The 16,112-nt window shown below is 39.4% G+C and carries 7 protein-coding genes, 4 tRNA genes and 5 rRNA genes; all 16 read right to left on the reverse strand.

Annotated elements, in window-relative coordinates:
- Positions 1-350 (reverse strand): 23S ribosomal RNA (locus BST92_RS00005); the annotation flags it as partial.
- 152 nt (positions 351-502) lie between these two features.
- Positions 503-575: transfer RNA gene (locus BST92_RS00010), tRNA-Ala, on the reverse strand.
- Between the two features lie 108 nt (positions 576-683).
- Positions 684-757 (reverse strand) — tRNA-Ile (locus BST92_RS00015).
- 143 nt (positions 758-900) lie between these two features.
- Positions 901-2,411 (reverse strand): 16S ribosomal RNA (locus BST92_RS00020).
- A 723-nt stretch (positions 2,412-3,134) separates the two neighbouring features.
- Positions 3,135-3,244, reverse strand: a 5S ribosomal RNA gene (rrf, locus tag BST92_RS00025).
- Positions 3,245-3,335: 91 nt separating this feature from the next.
- Positions 3,336-6,149 (reverse strand): 23S ribosomal RNA (locus BST92_RS00030).
- Between the two features lie 153 nt (positions 6,150-6,302).
- Positions 6,303-6,376: transfer RNA gene (locus tag BST92_RS00035), tRNA-Ala, on the reverse strand.
- Positions 6,377-6,484: 108 nt separating this feature from the next.
- Positions 6,485-6,558: transfer RNA gene (locus BST92_RS00040), tRNA-Ile, on the reverse strand.
- Between the two features lie 147 nt (positions 6,559-6,705).
- Positions 6,706-8,231, reverse strand: a 16S ribosomal RNA gene (locus tag BST92_RS00045).
- A gap of 377 nt (positions 8,232-8,608) precedes the next feature.
- Positions 8,609-9,946, reverse strand: coding sequence for an MATE family efflux transporter (locus BST92_RS00050; protein ID WP_105069617.1), 1,338 nt, complete (start codon positions 9,944-9,946; stop codon positions 8,609-8,611).
- A 102-nt stretch (positions 9,947-10,048) separates the two neighbouring features.
- Entirely contained in the window at positions 10,049-10,924 is an 876-nt protein-coding gene (locus BST92_RS00055) for a PPK2 family polyphosphate kinase (protein ID WP_105069618.1), read from the reverse strand.
- 8 nt (positions 10,925-10,932) lie between these two features.
- Positions 10,933-12,096, reverse strand: coding sequence for a sigma-54-dependent transcriptional regulator (locus tag BST92_RS00060; protein ID WP_105069619.1), 1,164 nt, complete (start codon positions 12,094-12,096; stop codon positions 10,933-10,935).
- Complete coding sequence (locus BST92_RS00065) at positions 12,097-12,972, reverse strand: DUF6268 family outer membrane beta-barrel protein (RefSeq protein ID WP_105069620.1); 876 nt, start codon at positions 12,970-12,972, stop codon at positions 12,097-12,099.
- Positions 12,972-13,832 (reverse strand): mechanosensitive ion channel family protein, encoded by an 861-nt coding sequence (locus tag BST92_RS00070; protein WP_105069621.1) that lies wholly within the window; start codon positions 13,830-13,832, stop codon positions 12,972-12,974. The genes BST92_RS00065 and BST92_RS00070 overlap by 1 nt, the downstream gene beginning before the upstream one ends.
- Complete coding sequence (locus BST92_RS00075; protein ID WP_342747813.1) at positions 13,832-15,079, reverse strand: ABC transporter permease; 1,248 nt, start codon at positions 15,077-15,079, stop codon at positions 13,832-13,834. Before BST92_RS00075 ends, BST92_RS00070 begins: the two co-directional genes overlap by 1 nt.
- Before the next feature lie 37 nt (positions 15,080-15,116).
- Positions 15,117-16,046 carry an ABC transporter ATP-binding protein gene (locus BST92_RS00080; protein ID WP_105069623.1) on the reverse strand — a complete coding sequence of 310 codons (930 nt, stop codon included), beginning with the start codon at positions 16,044-16,046 and terminating at the stop codon, positions 15,117-15,119.
- Between the last annotated feature and the right edge of the window lie 66 nt (positions 16,047-16,112).

A 16,112-nucleotide genomic window follows, 5' to 3' on the forward strand; every position in this document is an offset into this window, starting at 1 on the left:
GGGCTATCACCTTCTATGGCTCCTTTTTCCAAAGGATTCTAATTCATTATGCATCAAATAGCGTGGTCCTACAACCCCAATTAGGCCGTAACCTAATTGGTTTGGGCTATTCCGCGTTCGCTCGCCACTACTAGGGAATCACTTTTGTTTTCTCTTCCTCCGGCTACTTAGATGTTTCAGTTCACCGGTTTGCTTCTTTACAGATGACATATCTTCAATATGCGGGTTGCCCCATTCGGAATCTGCGGATCAAATTGTATGTGCCAATCCCCACAGCTTATCGCAGCTTATCACGTCCTTCATCGCCTCTGAGAGCCTAGGCATTCCCATACGCCCTTAATTTGCTTATGGTATTCTTATTTATCTTGCAACGATACAAAATAAAGCCTTGCTTTTAATATTCAATATTTACTATAATAAATACAACTTAATGTACCTTTCGTTTCTCGTTTAATCTTTTCAATATGTCAATGAACGTTATAAGTCTTACAACTTATTATTGTGGAGAATATCGGAGTCGAACCGATGACCTCCTGCGTGCAAGGCAGGCGCTCTAGCCAGCTGAGCTAATCCCCATTATAAAATTCAGAATGTTGCATTCAGAATTAGCAATGTTGAATAACCAACCTCTAGAATTTCCTTTAAATATTTTAATGAACTATCACATAGTAAACTATGCATTGTAGTCTCAGGCAGACTCGAACTGCCGACCTCTACATTATCAGTGTAGCGCTCTAACCAGCTGAGCTATGAGACTGTTTAATTAAACAGACATAACCATCTAATCAAAAGTCTTTTCGACTTAATATATCAAGATTGAACTTTTAACATAATAAACACGCTAACTAAATAGCTTAACCACATAAATCTATTGTTGTTCCATTATTTCAGGAACTCCAGAAAGGAGGTGTTCCAGCCGCACCTTCCGGTACGGCTACCTTGTTACGACTTAGCCCAGTTACCGGTTTTACCCTAGGCAGCTCCTTGCGGTCACCGACTTCAGGTACCCCAGCTTCCATGGCTTGACGGGCGGTGTGTACAAGGCCGGGAACGTATTCACCGCATCATGGCTGATATGCGATTACTAGCGATTCCAGCTTCACGTAGTCGAGTTGCAGACTACGATCCGAACTGTGATAGGGTTTATAGATTCGCTCCACTCGCGTGGTGGCTGCTCTCTGTCCCTACCATTGTAGCACGTGTGTGGCCCAGGACGTAAGGGCCGTGATGATTTGACGTCATCCCCACCTTCCTCACGGTTTGCACCGGCAGTCTCGCTAGAGTCCCCGACTTGACTCGCTGGCAACTAGCAATAGGGGTTGCGCTCGTTATAGGACTTAACCTGACACCTCACGGCACGAGCTGACGACAACCATGCAGCACTTGTAATATGTCCGAAGAAAAATCTGTTTCCAAATCTATCATACTACATTTAAGCCCTGGTAAGGTTCCTCGCGTATCATCGAATTAAACCACATGCTCCACCGCTTGTGCGGGCCCCGTCAATTCCTTTGAGTTTCATTCTTGCGAACGTACTCCCCAGGTGGGTTACTTATCACTTTCGCTTGGCCACTCAGACGTCAATTCGTCCAAACAGCTAGTAACCATCGTTTACGGCGTGGACTACCAGGGTATCTAATCCTGTTCGCTACCCACGCTTTCGTCCATCAGCGTCAATATATTGTTAGTGATCTGCCTTCGCAATCGGTATTCTATGTAATATCTAAGCATTTCACCGCTACACACATATTCTAACCACTTCACAATAATTCAAGACTAACAGTATCAATGGCAGTGCCGGAGTTGAGCCCCTGCATTTCACCACTGACTTATTAGCCCGCCTACGGACCCTTTAACCCAATGATTCCGGATAACGCTTGCACCCTCCGTATTACCGCGGCTGCTGGCACGGAGTTAGCCGGTGCTTATTCTTACGGTACCGTCAGCTATCCTCACGAGGATAGGTTTCTTCCCGTATAAAAGTAGTTTACACCCATAGGGCCGTCTTCCTACACGCGGCATGGCTGGATCAGGCTTGCGCCCATTGTCCAATATTCCTCACTGCTGCCTCCCGTAGGAGTCTGGTCCGTGTCTCAGTACCAGTGTGGGGATCTCCCTCTCAGGACCCTACCTATCGTAGCCATGGGGAGCCTTACCTCTCCATCTAGCTAATAGGACGCATACTCATCTATCACCGTAACCTTTAATTATAAATCATGCGATCTCATAATACTATGAGGTATTAATCCAAATTCTTCGGGCTATCCCTCAGTGATAGGTAGATTGTATACGCGTTACGCACCCGTGCGCCGGTCGTCAGCAAAGAGCAAGCTCTCTCTGTTACCCTCGACTTGCATGTGTTAGGCCTGCCGCTAGCGTTCATCCTGAGCCAGGATCAAACTCTTCATCGTAGAATCTTTTTAAAGATCATTTATTGATCTATATAATTAATACTACTTAATTAGCGTAATTGTGTTTATCTATATTAAATCTTACCAGAAAATATTATCAAAATATCTTCTTATTATTTATTTTGTGCTGTCAATCAAAATCTCAATGAACTACTTCAAATTATAAAATCAAAACTTTGCCAATCCTCTCCCGATTCTCGTACTAGTATTTTAACCTTCTCTGAAGAACTAACGCTCTACTTCTGACATCATGTCTGCTGCAAAGCGGGTGCAAATATACTCACGTTTTTCTCTATCAACCAAACTTTTAACTAAATAAATTAAAATAATTTATAACACACATACAAACAACTAATTACAAACATCTATCCGAATTATTCTAACTCATATAACTTTATCAGGTAACGATATCGCAAATACATCAGAATACTTGAAACACTTAAATTAATTCAAAAAAATAATCACCGAATATCCATTATTTAATGGCTAGAAATTAAGTATATATTTTTAAAAATGTCTAATTACATTTACTTGTAATTAGACATTTTTTTTAACAGGATCCTCTTTTTAACTAAAAGGATTTATTATAAATCTTAAGCCTTTTAGATTACATCATCGAGTAAAAATGGAAATCTGAAAATAACTCATCTAAATTAGCGAGATAGATAAAATCAAAAATTAAACATAAAAAAGTCCCTACTAATTACTTAGTAAGGACTTAAAAGAAGGCGGCGACATACTCTCCCACAATAAAGCAGTACCATCTGCGCTAATGGGCTTAACTTCTCTGTTCGGAATGGTAAGAGGTGAGCCCCATCGCTATAACCACCTTAATGGTTCAGCTGAAACAATCAACTGTAAAAGTTGACATATTGAAATTTAAAACGATAATAATAAACATGATATAAAAAGCTAAAGGGTAGAATACCTAAGCTTACGGGTAATTAGTATCACTCGGCTATGACATTACTGCCTTTACACCTATGACCTATCAACGTGGTAGTCTCCCACGACCCTTTAAAGAAATCTCATCTTGTGATGGGTTTCGCGCTTATATGCTTTCAGCGCTTATCCCTTCCCGACGTAGCTACCCAGCAGTGCTCCTGGCGGAACAACTGGTACACCAGCGGTCAGTCCAACTCGGTCCTCTCGTACTAAAGTCAGATTCACTCAAATTTCTTGCGCCCACTACAGATAGAGACCGAACTGTCTCACGACGTTCTGAACCCAGCTCGCGTGCCACTTTAATGGGCGAACAGCCCAACCCTTGGGACCTTCTCCAGCCCCAGGATGTGACGAGCCGACATCGAGGTGCCAAACCCCCCGTCGATGTGAGCTCTTGGGGGAGATCAGCCTGTTATCCCGGCGTACCTTTTATCCTTTGAGCGATGGCCCTTCCATACGGAACCACCGGATCACTATGCTCTTGTTTCCAACCTGGTCGACTTGTAAGTCTCTCAGTCAAGCACCCTTATGCCATTACACTCTACGCACGGTTACCAAGCGTGCTGAGGGTACCTTTAGAAGCCTCCGTTACTCTTTTGGAGGCGACCACCCCAGTCAAACTACCCACCAAGCAATGTCCCCCGTTAGGGGTTAGGTCTCAAATAAGCAAAGGGTGGTATTTCAACAATGACTCCACAACGCCTGGCGACGCCACTTCATAGTCTCCCACCTATCCTACACATTACTTATCCAAGATCAATACTAAGCTATAGTAAAGGTGCACGGGGTCTTTTCGTCCCGTAGCGGGTAATCGGCATCTTCACCGATACTACAATTTCACCGAGCTCATGGCTGAGACAGTATCCAAATCGTTACACCATTCGTGCAGGTCGGAACTTACCCGACAAGGAATTTCGCTACCTTAGGACCGTTATAGTTACGGCCGCCGTTTACCGGGGCTTCAATTCAGATCTTCGCCGAAGCTAAACCCTCCTCTTAACCTTCCGGCACCGGGCAGGTGTCAGGCCCTATACATCATCTTTCGATTTAGCAGAGCCCTGTGTTTTTGATAAACAGTCGCTTGGATCTTTTCACTGCGCCCCACATTGCTGCAGGGGACCTTTCTCCCGAAGTTACAGGTCAATTTTGCCTAGTTCCTTAGCCATGAATCTCTCGAGCACCTTAGAATTCTCATCCCAACCACCTGTGTCGGTTTGCGGTACGGGCTGCTTCACTTGCTTTTCTTGGAAGTTGCTCCTCTGGATTATCCATGCAGCCGTAGCTTTATGGTACTATCCTAACCTTAAAAGTTAGTTCAACGTACTATTCCGTCAGTACGCACCAGATTTACACCTCCGTCACTTTTTGCGTGAGCAGGTACAGGAATATTAACCTGTTGTCCATCCACTTCCCCCTTCGGGTACGCGTTAGGACCCGACTAACCCTCAGCTGATTAGCATAGCTGAGGAAACCTTGGTCTTTCGGTGAGGGAGTTTCTCGCTCCCTTTATCGTTACTTATGCCTACATTTTCGTTTCTATACGCTCCAGAAAACTTCACAATTCTCCTTCAACGCCCATAGAATGCTCCCCTACCACTCCGTAGAGTCCATAGCTTCGGTAATATGTTTATGCCCGATTATTATCCATGCCGTACCGCTCGACTAGTGAGCTGTTACGCACTCTTTAAATGAATGGCTGCTTCCAAGCCAACATCCTAGCTGTCAATGCAGTACAACCTCGTTTATTCAACTTAACATATATTTGGGGACCTTAGCTGATGGTCCGGGTTCTTTCCCTTTCGGACATGGACCTTAGCACCCATGCCCTCACTGCTGATCATCATTTTATAGCATTCGGAGTTTGTCAGGAATTGGTAGGCGGTGAAGCCCCCGCATCCAATCAGTAGCTCTACCTCTATAAAACTAAATCAACGCTGCACCTAAATGCATTTCGGGGAGTACGAGCTATTTCCGAGTTTGATTGGCCTTTCACCCCTACCCACAGGTCATCCGAAGACTTTTCAACGTCAACCGGTTCGGGCCTCCACTGTGTGTTACCACAGCTTCACCCTGCCCATGGGTAGATCACACGGTTTCGCGTCTACCACTGCTAACTATACGCCCTATTCAGACTCGCTTTCGCTACGGCTACGTACCTGAAGTACTTAACCTTGCTAACAACGGTAACTCGTAGGCTCATTATGCAAAAGGCACGCCGTCACCCCAAAGGGCTCCGACCGCTTGTAAGCGTATGGTTTCAGGATCTATTTCACTCCCTTATTCAGGGTTCTTTTCACCTTTCCCTCACGGTACTGGTTCACTATCGGTCTCTCAGGAGTATTTAGCCTTAGCGGATGGTCCCGCTTGATTCATACAGGGTTTCACGTGCCCCGCACTACTCAGGATACCACTATCAATAACACTCTTTACCTATACAGGGCTATCACCTTCTATGGCTCCTTTTTCCAAAGGATTCTAATTCATTATGCATCAAATAGCGTGGTCCTACAACCCCAATTAGGCCGTAACCTAATTGGTTTGGGCTATTCCGCGTTCGCTCGCCACTACTAGCGGAATCACTTTTGTTTTCTCTTCCTCCGGCTACTTAGATGTTTCAGTTCACCGGGTTTGCTTCTTTACAGATGACATATCTTCAATATGCCGGGTTGCCCCATTCGGAAATCTGCGGATCAAATTGTATGTGCCAATCCCCACAGCTTATCGCAGCTTATCACGTCCTTCATCGCCTCTGAGAGCCTAGGCATTCCCCATACGCCCTTAATTTGCTTATGGTATTCTTATTTATCTTGCAACGATACAAAATAAAAGCCTTGCTTTTAATATTCAATATTTACTATAATAAATACAACTTAATGTACCTATTCGTTTCTCGTTTAATCTTTTCAATATGTCAATGAACGTTATAAGTCTTACAACTTATTATTGTGGAGAATATCGGAGTCGAACCGATGACCTCCTGCGTGCAAGGCAGGCGCTCTAGCCAGCTGAGCTAATCCCCCATTATAAAATTCAGAATGTTGCATTCAGAATTAGCAATGTTGAATAACCAACCTCTAGAATTTCCTTTAAATATTTTAATGAACTATCACATAGTAAACTATGCATTGTAGTCTCAGGCAGACTCGAACTGCCGACCTCTACATTATCAGTGTAGCGCTCTAACCAGCTGAGCTATGAGACTGTTTAATTAAACAGACATAACCATCTAATCAAAAGTCTTTTCGACTTAATATATCAAGATTGACAACTTTTAAACATAAATAAACACGCTAACTAAATAGCTTAACCACATAAATCTATTGTTGTTCCATTATTTCAGGAACTCCAGAAAGGAGGTGTTCCAGCCGCACCTTCCGGTACGGCTACCTTGTTACGACTTAGCCCCAGTTACCGGTTTTACCCTAGGCAGCTCCTTGCGGTCACCGACTTCAGGTACCCCCAGCTTCCATGGCTTGACGGGCGGTGTGTACAAGGCCCGGGAACGTATTCACCGCATCATGGCTGATATGCGATTACTAGCGATTCCAGCTTCACGTAGTCGAGTTGCAGACTACGATCCGAACTGTGATAGGGTTTATAGATTCGCTCCCACTCGCGTGGTGGCTGCTCTCTGTCCCTACCATTGTAGCACGTGTGTGGCCCAGGACGTAAGGGCCGTGATGATTTGACGTCATCCCCACCTTCCTCACGGTTTGCACCGGCAGTCTCGCTAGAGTCCCCGACTTGACTCGCTGGCAACTAGCAATAGGGGTTGCGCTCGTTATAGGACTTAACCTGACACCTCACGGCACGAGCTGACGACAACCATGCAGCACCTTGTAATATGTCCGAAGAAAAATCTGTTTCCAAATCTGTCATACTACATTTAAGCCCTGGTAAGGTTCCTCGCGTATCATCGAATTAAACCACATGCTCCACCGCTTGTGCGGGCCCCCGTCAATTCCTTTGAGTTTCATTCTTGCGAACGTACTCCCCAGGTGGGTTACTTATCACTTTCGCTTGGCCACTCAGACGTCAATTCGTCCAAACAGCTAGTAACCATCGTTTACGGCGTGGACTACCAGGGTATCTAATCCTGTTCGCTACCCACGCTTTCGTCCATCAGCGTCAATATATTGTTAGTGATCTGCCTTCGCAATCGGTATTCTATGTAATATCTAAGCATTTCACCGCTACACTACATATTCTAACCACTTCACAATAATTCAAGACTAACAGTATCAATGGCAGTGCCGGAGTTGAGCCCCTGCATTTCACCACTGACTTATTAGCCCGCCTACGGACCCTTTAAACCCAATGATTCCGGATAACGCTTGCACCCTCCGTATTACCGCGGCTGCTGGCACGGAGTTAGCCGGTGCTTATTCTTACGGTACCGTCAGCTATCCTCACGAGGATAGGTTTCTTCCCGTATAAAAGTAGTTTACAACCCATAGGGCCGTCTTCCTACACGCGGCATGGCTGGATCAGGCTTGCGCCCATTGTCCAATATTCCTCACTGCTGCCTCCCGTAGGAGTCTGGTCCGTGTCTCAGTACCAGTGTGGGGGATCTCCCTCTCAGGACCCCTACCTATCGTAGCCATGGGGAGCCTTTACCTCTCCATCTAGCTAATAGGACGCATACTCATCTATCACCGTAACCTTTAATTATAAAATCATGCGATCTCATAATACTATGAGGTATTAATCCAAATTTCTTCGGGCTATCCCTCAGTGATAGGTAGATTGTATACGCGTTACGCACCCGTGCGCCGGTCGTCAGCAAAGAGCAAGCTCTCTCTGTTACCCCTCGACTTGCATGTGTTAGGCCTGCCGCTAGCGTTCATCCTGAGCCAGGATCAAACTCTTCATCGTAGAATCTTTTTAAAGATCATTTATTGATCTATATAATTAATACTACTTAATTAGCGTAATTGTGTTTATCTATATTAAATCTTACCAGAAAATATTATCAAAATATCTTCTTATTATTTATTTTGTGCTGTCAATCAAAATCTCAATGAACTACTTCAAATTATAAAATCAAAACTTTGCCAATCCTCTCCCGATTCTCGTACTAGTATTTTAACCTTCTCTGAAGAACTAACGCTCTACTTCTGACATCATGTCTGCTGCAAAGCGGGTGCAAATATACTCACGTTTTTCTCTATCAACCAAACTTTTTAACTAAATAAATTAAAATAATTTATAACACACATACAAACAACTAATTACAAATCATCCTATCCGAATTATTCTAACTCATATAACTTTATCAGATAACGATATCGCAAATACATGAGAATACTTGAAACACTTAAGCCTAATAAAAGTCCCATCCATATACCTTGCCCATCATAGTCTAGTATTATTCCTAAATAATAAGATACAGGAAATCCTATCAACCAGTACGCAACGAAACATATTAAACTAGGAATCCAAACGTCTTGTAATCCACGCAAAGCACCTAAGAATACTACTTGCAAACCATCACTCACTTGAAAAAACGCTGCTACAACTAATAGACTAGACGCTATTTTAACAACTTCTATATCATCAATATAGACCCAAGGTAATTGAGCTCTAAAAGAGTAAAACATTAAAGCAAAAAAAACATCAAAGATCAAAGTCAGTAGGAATATAGATCTTGCAATTCTCTTTAACTCAGTAATATTACCAGCTCCTAATTGATTCCCGACTCTGATTGTCGCGGTAACACTTAGTCCAACACCTACCATAAAAGTCATTGCAGATAAGTTGAGAGCTATTTGATTTGCTGCTTGATTTTTAGTACCTAATACACCACTTAAAATTATCGCTGCTGTAAATAGACTAACCTCGAAAAACATTTGTAGAGCTGTAGGAAATCCTAAATGAAGTAATTTCTTAATTATGCTTACAGAGAAAGATTCTATTAATGTAAAATATTTTTTAAGCTCCACCTTTCGCGTAAGCAAAAAAATTAACACCGGTACCATTAATATTCTAGCTACCAATGTACCGTAGGCAGCTCCTTCAACCTCTAATCTAGGAAAACCAAATTCACCATAGATTAAAAGATAATTTAAAATAATATTTACAATGTTTGCTACTATTGTTGCCTGCATGGCAAATACGGTCTTAGATAGACCATCTGAAAATTGCTTAATTGATTGAAAAATCATCAATGGTATCATTGAAAAAGCCACAATTCTCATATATGGGATAGCTAATACTATCACCTCATCTGGCTGATCCAGAAAAAAGAGAATGGGTTCAGAGAGAAAAAGAAGAATACACAGTAACACTCCATTTATAGTTGAAACTAAAACACCGTTATGAAAGATACTTTTAACCTTTTGAAAATTACCTTTAGCATCAGCTTCAGCAACTAAAGGTGTTATGGCAAAGGAAAATCCAATACCTATACTAAGAGCTATAAAAATTAGAGTATTTCCTAAGGATACAGCCGCTAACTGAGCATCCCCCAATTTTCCAACCATTACATTATCAGCAAATGCAACTAGAAGATGCGCTATTTGCCCAGCCATTATAGGGTAAGCGATATTTAAATTTCTACCAAATTCACGTGTATAATCTTGTAATGCCATGTGTTATTAAAAGAGGCCAAATATAACGACAAAGGACTACTTAAATAAAGATAAAGAAATGTTTAAAAAGGACGCTCTTCACTAAAGGACCTTAATGAACAACTACTCGTTCTCTAACACCTTAATATACTTATCAATTTGACCTATCGCATTATCATCTAATTGAGGCATTACAATATGATTTTTGGATTCTAAAGATTGTAATAGAATATCACAGACTATCTTACGTGCCATAGGCTTATCATCAGATGGTATGATATACCATGGTGCTAGATCTGTTGATGTTTTAGATATGGCTTCTTCATAACAACTCATATATTTATCCCAGAGAGCTCTTTCTTTGAGGTCTCCACCAGAAAATTTCCAATTTTTCTCTGGCAAATGCAATCTTCTAAGTAACCTATTCTTTTGCTCGTCTTTGGATATATTCAAGAAAAATTTAAAAACATAGGTGCCATTTTGTGACAGTTCTTTTTCAAAATTATTTATCTGTTCAAAGCGCATATCCCAAAATTCCTGATTTACATCCTCGGGATGATTAATACCTGGTAAACTCTCAGCCATTAAATACTCTGGATGCACACGTGTAACTAAAACATTCTCATAATGGGTACGATTAAATATACCAAAATGCCCTTTGGAAGGTAATGCGATGTAGTGGCGCCATAAATATCCATGAGACAATTCAAGATCTGTAGGAACCTTAAAACTATGTTGCACGACACCACGAACATTAAAATCTTTAAAAACCTCCCTTACTAAACTATCTTTACCTGCTGTGTCCATACCTTGAAAACAAACCAGCACTGAGTGACGATCATGAGCATATAATTTTTCTTGAAATTGCGCTAAGGCTCTACGAGATTTTTCTAGCGCAGCATTTGCTTCTTTCTTACTCAACATTTTTTTAGGAAGTGTATCAAATTTATTTAAATCGATATCTCCTTTGGCTAGATAATCTAAAGGTTTAGTTTTCATAAAAAATGTTATTTACTAGCAAATGAATTAACATCTGTTTCACTTATCTCTTCACTTCCTAAAATAATTAATCGTTCCACAACATTTCGTAATTCCCTAATATTACCAGTCCAATCATAATTTTGTAATTTACCTATTGCTTTTTCCGAAAATTCTTTAGTTGTTCCGCCTTGTTCTTTGGCAATTTTTGCTGCAAAATGTTTTATTAATAAAGGAATATCTTCTCGTCTATCATTGAGTGATGGTACATTGATCAAAATGACCGCTAACCTGTGATATAAGTCTTCCCTAAATTTATTTTCTGAAATCTCATTTTTGAGATCCTTATTGGTAGCCGCTAGAATACGCACATCGACTTTGATATCTTTATCACTACCTACTCTTTGTATTTTATTCTCTTGTAAAGCACGTAGCACCTTTGCTTGTGCATTAAGACTCATATCTCCTATCTCATCTAGGAAAATAGTACCTCCGTTTGCAGCCTCAAATTTACCTGCACGATCTTTATTAGCACCTGTAAAACTACCCTTTACATGACCAAACAATTCACTCTCTATCAATTCACCAGGTATTGCAGCACAGTTTACCTCTATAAAAGGTGCATTAGATCGATGACTTTTTTCATGTAACCAGTGCGCTACCAACTCTTTACCTGTACCGTTTCCTCCGGTGATAAGTACACGAGCATCTGTAGGTGCTACCTTTTCAATTATATTTTTGATAATAACTATAAGCTCACTATTCCCTATCATCTCATAGTTTTTACTAACCTTCTTTTTGAGACGTTTGTTTTCTACAACTAGGTTTTTACGATCTAGTGCGTTACGTACGGTATTAAGCAATCTATTTAAATCTGGTGGCTTAGAAATATAATCAAACGCACCTAAACGCATGGTATTTACAGCAGTATCTAAATCGCCATGTCCAGATATCATTACTACAGGAATTTCTGGTTTAATTTTTTTGATAGCCTCTAGTACCTCAACACCATCCATTTTAGGCATTTTAATATCGCAAAGTACAAGATCATAATCGTCTTTTTTAATAAGTTCTATACCTTCTAACCCATCTACTGCCTCTGTAACAGTATAATTTTTATTCTCCTCAGATAGTATTTTACTTAAGACACGTCTTATCGCCGCCTCATCCTCTATTAATAGAATATTTGCCATTTATATTTTAAATTTTATACCTGCTCTAGAATAGAACGTATTACTGTCATTTACATTTTTTACATCATCTCCACCTGCATCTCTTAATCTTATGTCGTTAAAGATAGTATATCCAGTATAGACATAAACACTAATGTGCTTTGTAAAGTTGTACTGATATCCTGGTCCAGCCATAGCTGTAGTCATAGAAACGTTATCTGCTAGACCGTTAGTAGTACTCACATTATTTTGAATATTTCCATAAAACCCATCTAATCTAGCATATAACTGAACCATATTTTTATCATTGAAACGGTATACTAGATTCATTTTAGGAGCTCCTAGAGTAAAGCTCCAATTAGGTGCAAACTCTCTATAATAGTTCAAATAAGGTAATGGAAATGGTCTACCAGCCGTTGTAGAATACTGCACTCCTACAACTAGACGCCATGGTTTACCTCCATCTTCACGTTTAGTCATACTTTTAATTAAGTAAGCACTTGCTGTTAGAAAGTAGTCATCACTTATCGCCTTTCCCGCATCAAAATTTGATGCCGCTAATACACCTAGTCGAGAACCAAAGCGCCAATTATTTTTCATAGGCGTTGTATAACCTAAGGCAACTTCATAACTTTCATATCGATCTGTACCGAACTGTCTAAAATCTTCTGAATCTTTAACCACTAGATGTACGTTTCTATATTCTAGATATGGTACTAGATAAGTTCCCTCACCTACTTTAAGAGGCACATTAACAAATGTTCTAAATCTCCTGAAGCTATTATCAGAATTGCGCTGTGGGAAATAAGTATACTCTGAACGGAACAAATCGGTTCCTTGTGAATACGCTTTCGCGAAAGCGAGTATAAAAAAACAAATTAGAAGTCTATTAAACATTAAATGGAATTATCGTTTGATTGAAAAATATGAACATCGCGTTGTGGAAATGGTATAGATACTTTATGTGCTCTAAAAGATTTATCAATAGCAAATCGCAACTCACTTTTAATACGAGGATCCACAAAACTATCTCTCACAAAAAAGTACAAGGCAAATTCTAACGCACTATCTCCAAAATTATTGAATAATACAAAAGGTTGCGGGCTCTTAAGTACACCACTTTGAGCTGCTGCACATTCTAAAAGAAGTCGTTTAACTAACTCTGTATCACTACCATAAGCAACACCTACTTGTATATTCTCCCTAGTTTTGGGGTGATTTTGAGTGTAATTATATATGGTTTGTTGTAAAAATAAATGATTTGGTATGACTAAAACTTTATCATCTCTTGTGATTGCACGTGTTGTACGCAGTCTTATTTCAAAAACACGCCCTACCTTACCTTCCATTTCGATTATATCATTTACTAGCAATGATTTATCAACTAAAATGGTAATACCTGCGATAATATCTTTAAAAAAATCTTGCAAGGCAAAACCTATCCCTACAAATAATGCCGCACTAGCCGTTAATATAGCAGTTAAGTCAACACCTGAACTGTTGAGAACGATAATTATAACTATAATGTAAACAATGTAATTGAAAAACTTGAAAATGCTATCAAATTTAAGTTTGTCTGTTTCATCCATCTTACGTGTGAGAAGTCTTTTTATACCTCTTAATGCAAGCGATGCTACAACGATAGCTAGTATAGCCAGTATGATATGACCGGCGTCTAGATGAAAATCCCCAGGTTTTTCAGCACTGATGATTTCATAATCAAAGAATCCTTTAAGCTTTTTCCAAAGTTCTTTCATTAATACTTAAGCCATTTATAAAGTTCTTTCCAGTTGGTCTTCTTACCATACATTAATATACCTACTCGATATATTTTTGCAGCAAACCAGGCTACACCAAATATACTTACATATAACAAAATCATACTGAGCCCTATTTCCCAATAGGTAATATCTCCAAAAGGAATACGCATTAACATCACTATAGGAGAAGTTAATGGTATATACGAGAATACTACTGCTACAGTTCCATGTGGATTATCCATAACCGAAAAGAACCCAACATAAATTGATAGTATTAATGGTAATATAACTGGAAGCATGAATTGCTGTGTATCAGTTTCATTATCCACAGCAGCACCTATCGCAGTATAAATTGCGGCATATAAAAAGTAGCCTCCTATAAAATAAATAAAGAAGCATATTACAAGCTTTAATAATGGCAATTGCATGATATCATTAATGATAAGCTGCATTTTATCCATATTCTCTAATTGAGACATGGCCATATCATTACCTGGACTTTGTACTGCTTCTGGACCTAAAAAAGTACTTGCTATAGTAAATAGTATACCTCCGAGAAAAACCCAAATTATAAATTGAGTGATCCCTGCTAGTGATGTACCCGTGATTTTTCCTATCATCAAATAAATAGGTTTAACGGAACTAATAATTATTTCTATGATTCGATTGGTCTTTTCTTCAATTACCGATCGCATTACCATATTACCATATATAATTATAAACATCATTAATAAGTATCCTGCACCACCACCGAAAGCCATTTTTATCCATCCATTTGCCTTACTAGTTTGTACACCAGTATAACTTTGTAATTGTAAATCTGTTGTAATTTTAGACTCTTGGATAGTTTCTAGATTAATACCTCTTGATATTAATTGATCTTCAGTAGCTTTCTTACTAATTTTATCTTCAATCTCATTAATAAAACCTAGAGACGGAGAATCATCAGAGTAAAAGGTTACCTCACCTAATTGATTATTCTTTTTACTAATATGTATTAAACCATAATAATCTGCAGTTTTGCTAGCATCTATTGCAGTTTGTAAGTTATCGTTATCTAGGGTAATATAATCTGTACGATCTGAATCCTCAAATAATGGTGCATAGATGGTAGTTTCATCTAGAATTGCTATTTTTCTAGTAGTATCGTTATTAAGGCTAGTTAAAAAACCTACTAACAATGCAACACCTACAAATATCAACGGACTCACAAAAGTCATGATGATAAATGTTCTATTTCTCACCTTATTAAGGTACTCTCTTTTAATTATAAGCCACAACTTATCCATCTTGCTTCACTGTTTTAATAAAGATATCATTCACACTAGGTATAATTTCACTAAAATGAGTTAACTCGCCTAAGCTAGTTAAATCATTTAATGATTGGGCTATCGTCACATCTTCTGGCAGTTTTATTTTAAAATCTAGAGTATTATCTAAACCAGACAACTCTATACCTTGTGCGTTATAAAAATCTGGTATAGATAGCAGCGCATGATTATTATCTGATGTGATAAGAGATACAGCATATTCTCTATTACGGAATCGTTGCTTCACCTCATTAAGCTTACCGCTCAAAACAACATTAGACTTATTTATTAGTGCAATATGATCACACATTTCTTCTACACTTTCCATACGGTGTGTAGAAAATATTATCGTTGCACCTTGATCTCTTAATTGTAAGATTTCATCCTTTATTAGATTTGCATTTACAGGATCAAAGCCAGAAAACGGTTCATCAAAGATTAGTAAATCTGGCTCGTGTAGTACGGTTACAATAAATTGTACTTTTTGAGCCATACCTTTAGATAGCTCTTGTAATTTTTTATTCCACCATCCTTGCATTCCTAATCTATCAAACCAATACTTAAGTTTTGTTTTTGCCTCAGATTTTGAAAGACCTTTAAGCATGGCTAGATATATACACTGTTCACCTACTTTCATAGATTTATAAAGACCTCGTTCCTCGGGCATATATCCTATTTGAGAAATATGTTTAGGCTCTAGAGGTTCTCCATTAAGAAGAATTTCACCACCATCTGGCATGGTGATCTGGTTAATAATTCTTATTAAAGAGGTTTTACCAGCACCATTAGGTCCCAGCAGTCCGTAAACACTTCCTTTAGGAACTGCAATATTAACATCATTGAGTGCAGTAAAGTCTCCATAACGTTTTACAATGTGTCTTGCTTCAAGCGTGTTCTTCATATTTTATCTAAAGCTCGCTAATTTAAAAATATATCGCACCATCTAGCGAGCATTTGCATTTATTTA

Origin of the sequence: Nonlabens arenilitoris (genome assembly GCF_002954765.1) — a bacterium.
Taxonomy (GTDB): Bacteria; Bacteroidota; Bacteroidia; order Flavobacteriales; family Flavobacteriaceae; genus Nonlabens; species Nonlabens arenilitoris.

Bases quoted from the DNA above. Each gene is read 5' to 3' on its own strand.
- BST92_RS00050 (WP_105069617.1), bottom strand. From the start codon at position 9,946: ATGGCATTACAAGATTATACACGTGAATTTGGTAGAAATTTAAATATC.
- BST92_RS00065 (WP_105069620.1), bottom strand. From the start codon at position 12,972: ATGTTTAATAGACTTCTAATTTGTTTTTTTATACTCGCTTTCGCGAAA.
- BST92_RS00080 (WP_105069623.1), bottom strand. From the start codon at position 16,046: ATGAAGAACACGCTTGAAGCAAGACACATTGTAAAACGTTATGGAGAC.
- BST92_RS00060 (WP_105069619.1), bottom strand. From the start codon at position 12,096: ATGGCAAATATTCTATTAATAGAGGATGAGGCGGCGATAAGACGTGTC.
- BST92_RS00070 (WP_105069621.1), bottom strand. From the start codon at position 13,832: ATGAAAGAACTTTGGAAAAAGCTTAAAGGATTCTTTGATTATGAAATC.
- BST92_RS00055 (WP_105069618.1), bottom strand. From the start codon at position 10,924: ATGAAAACTAAACCTTTAGATTATCTAGCCAAAGGAGATATCGATTTA.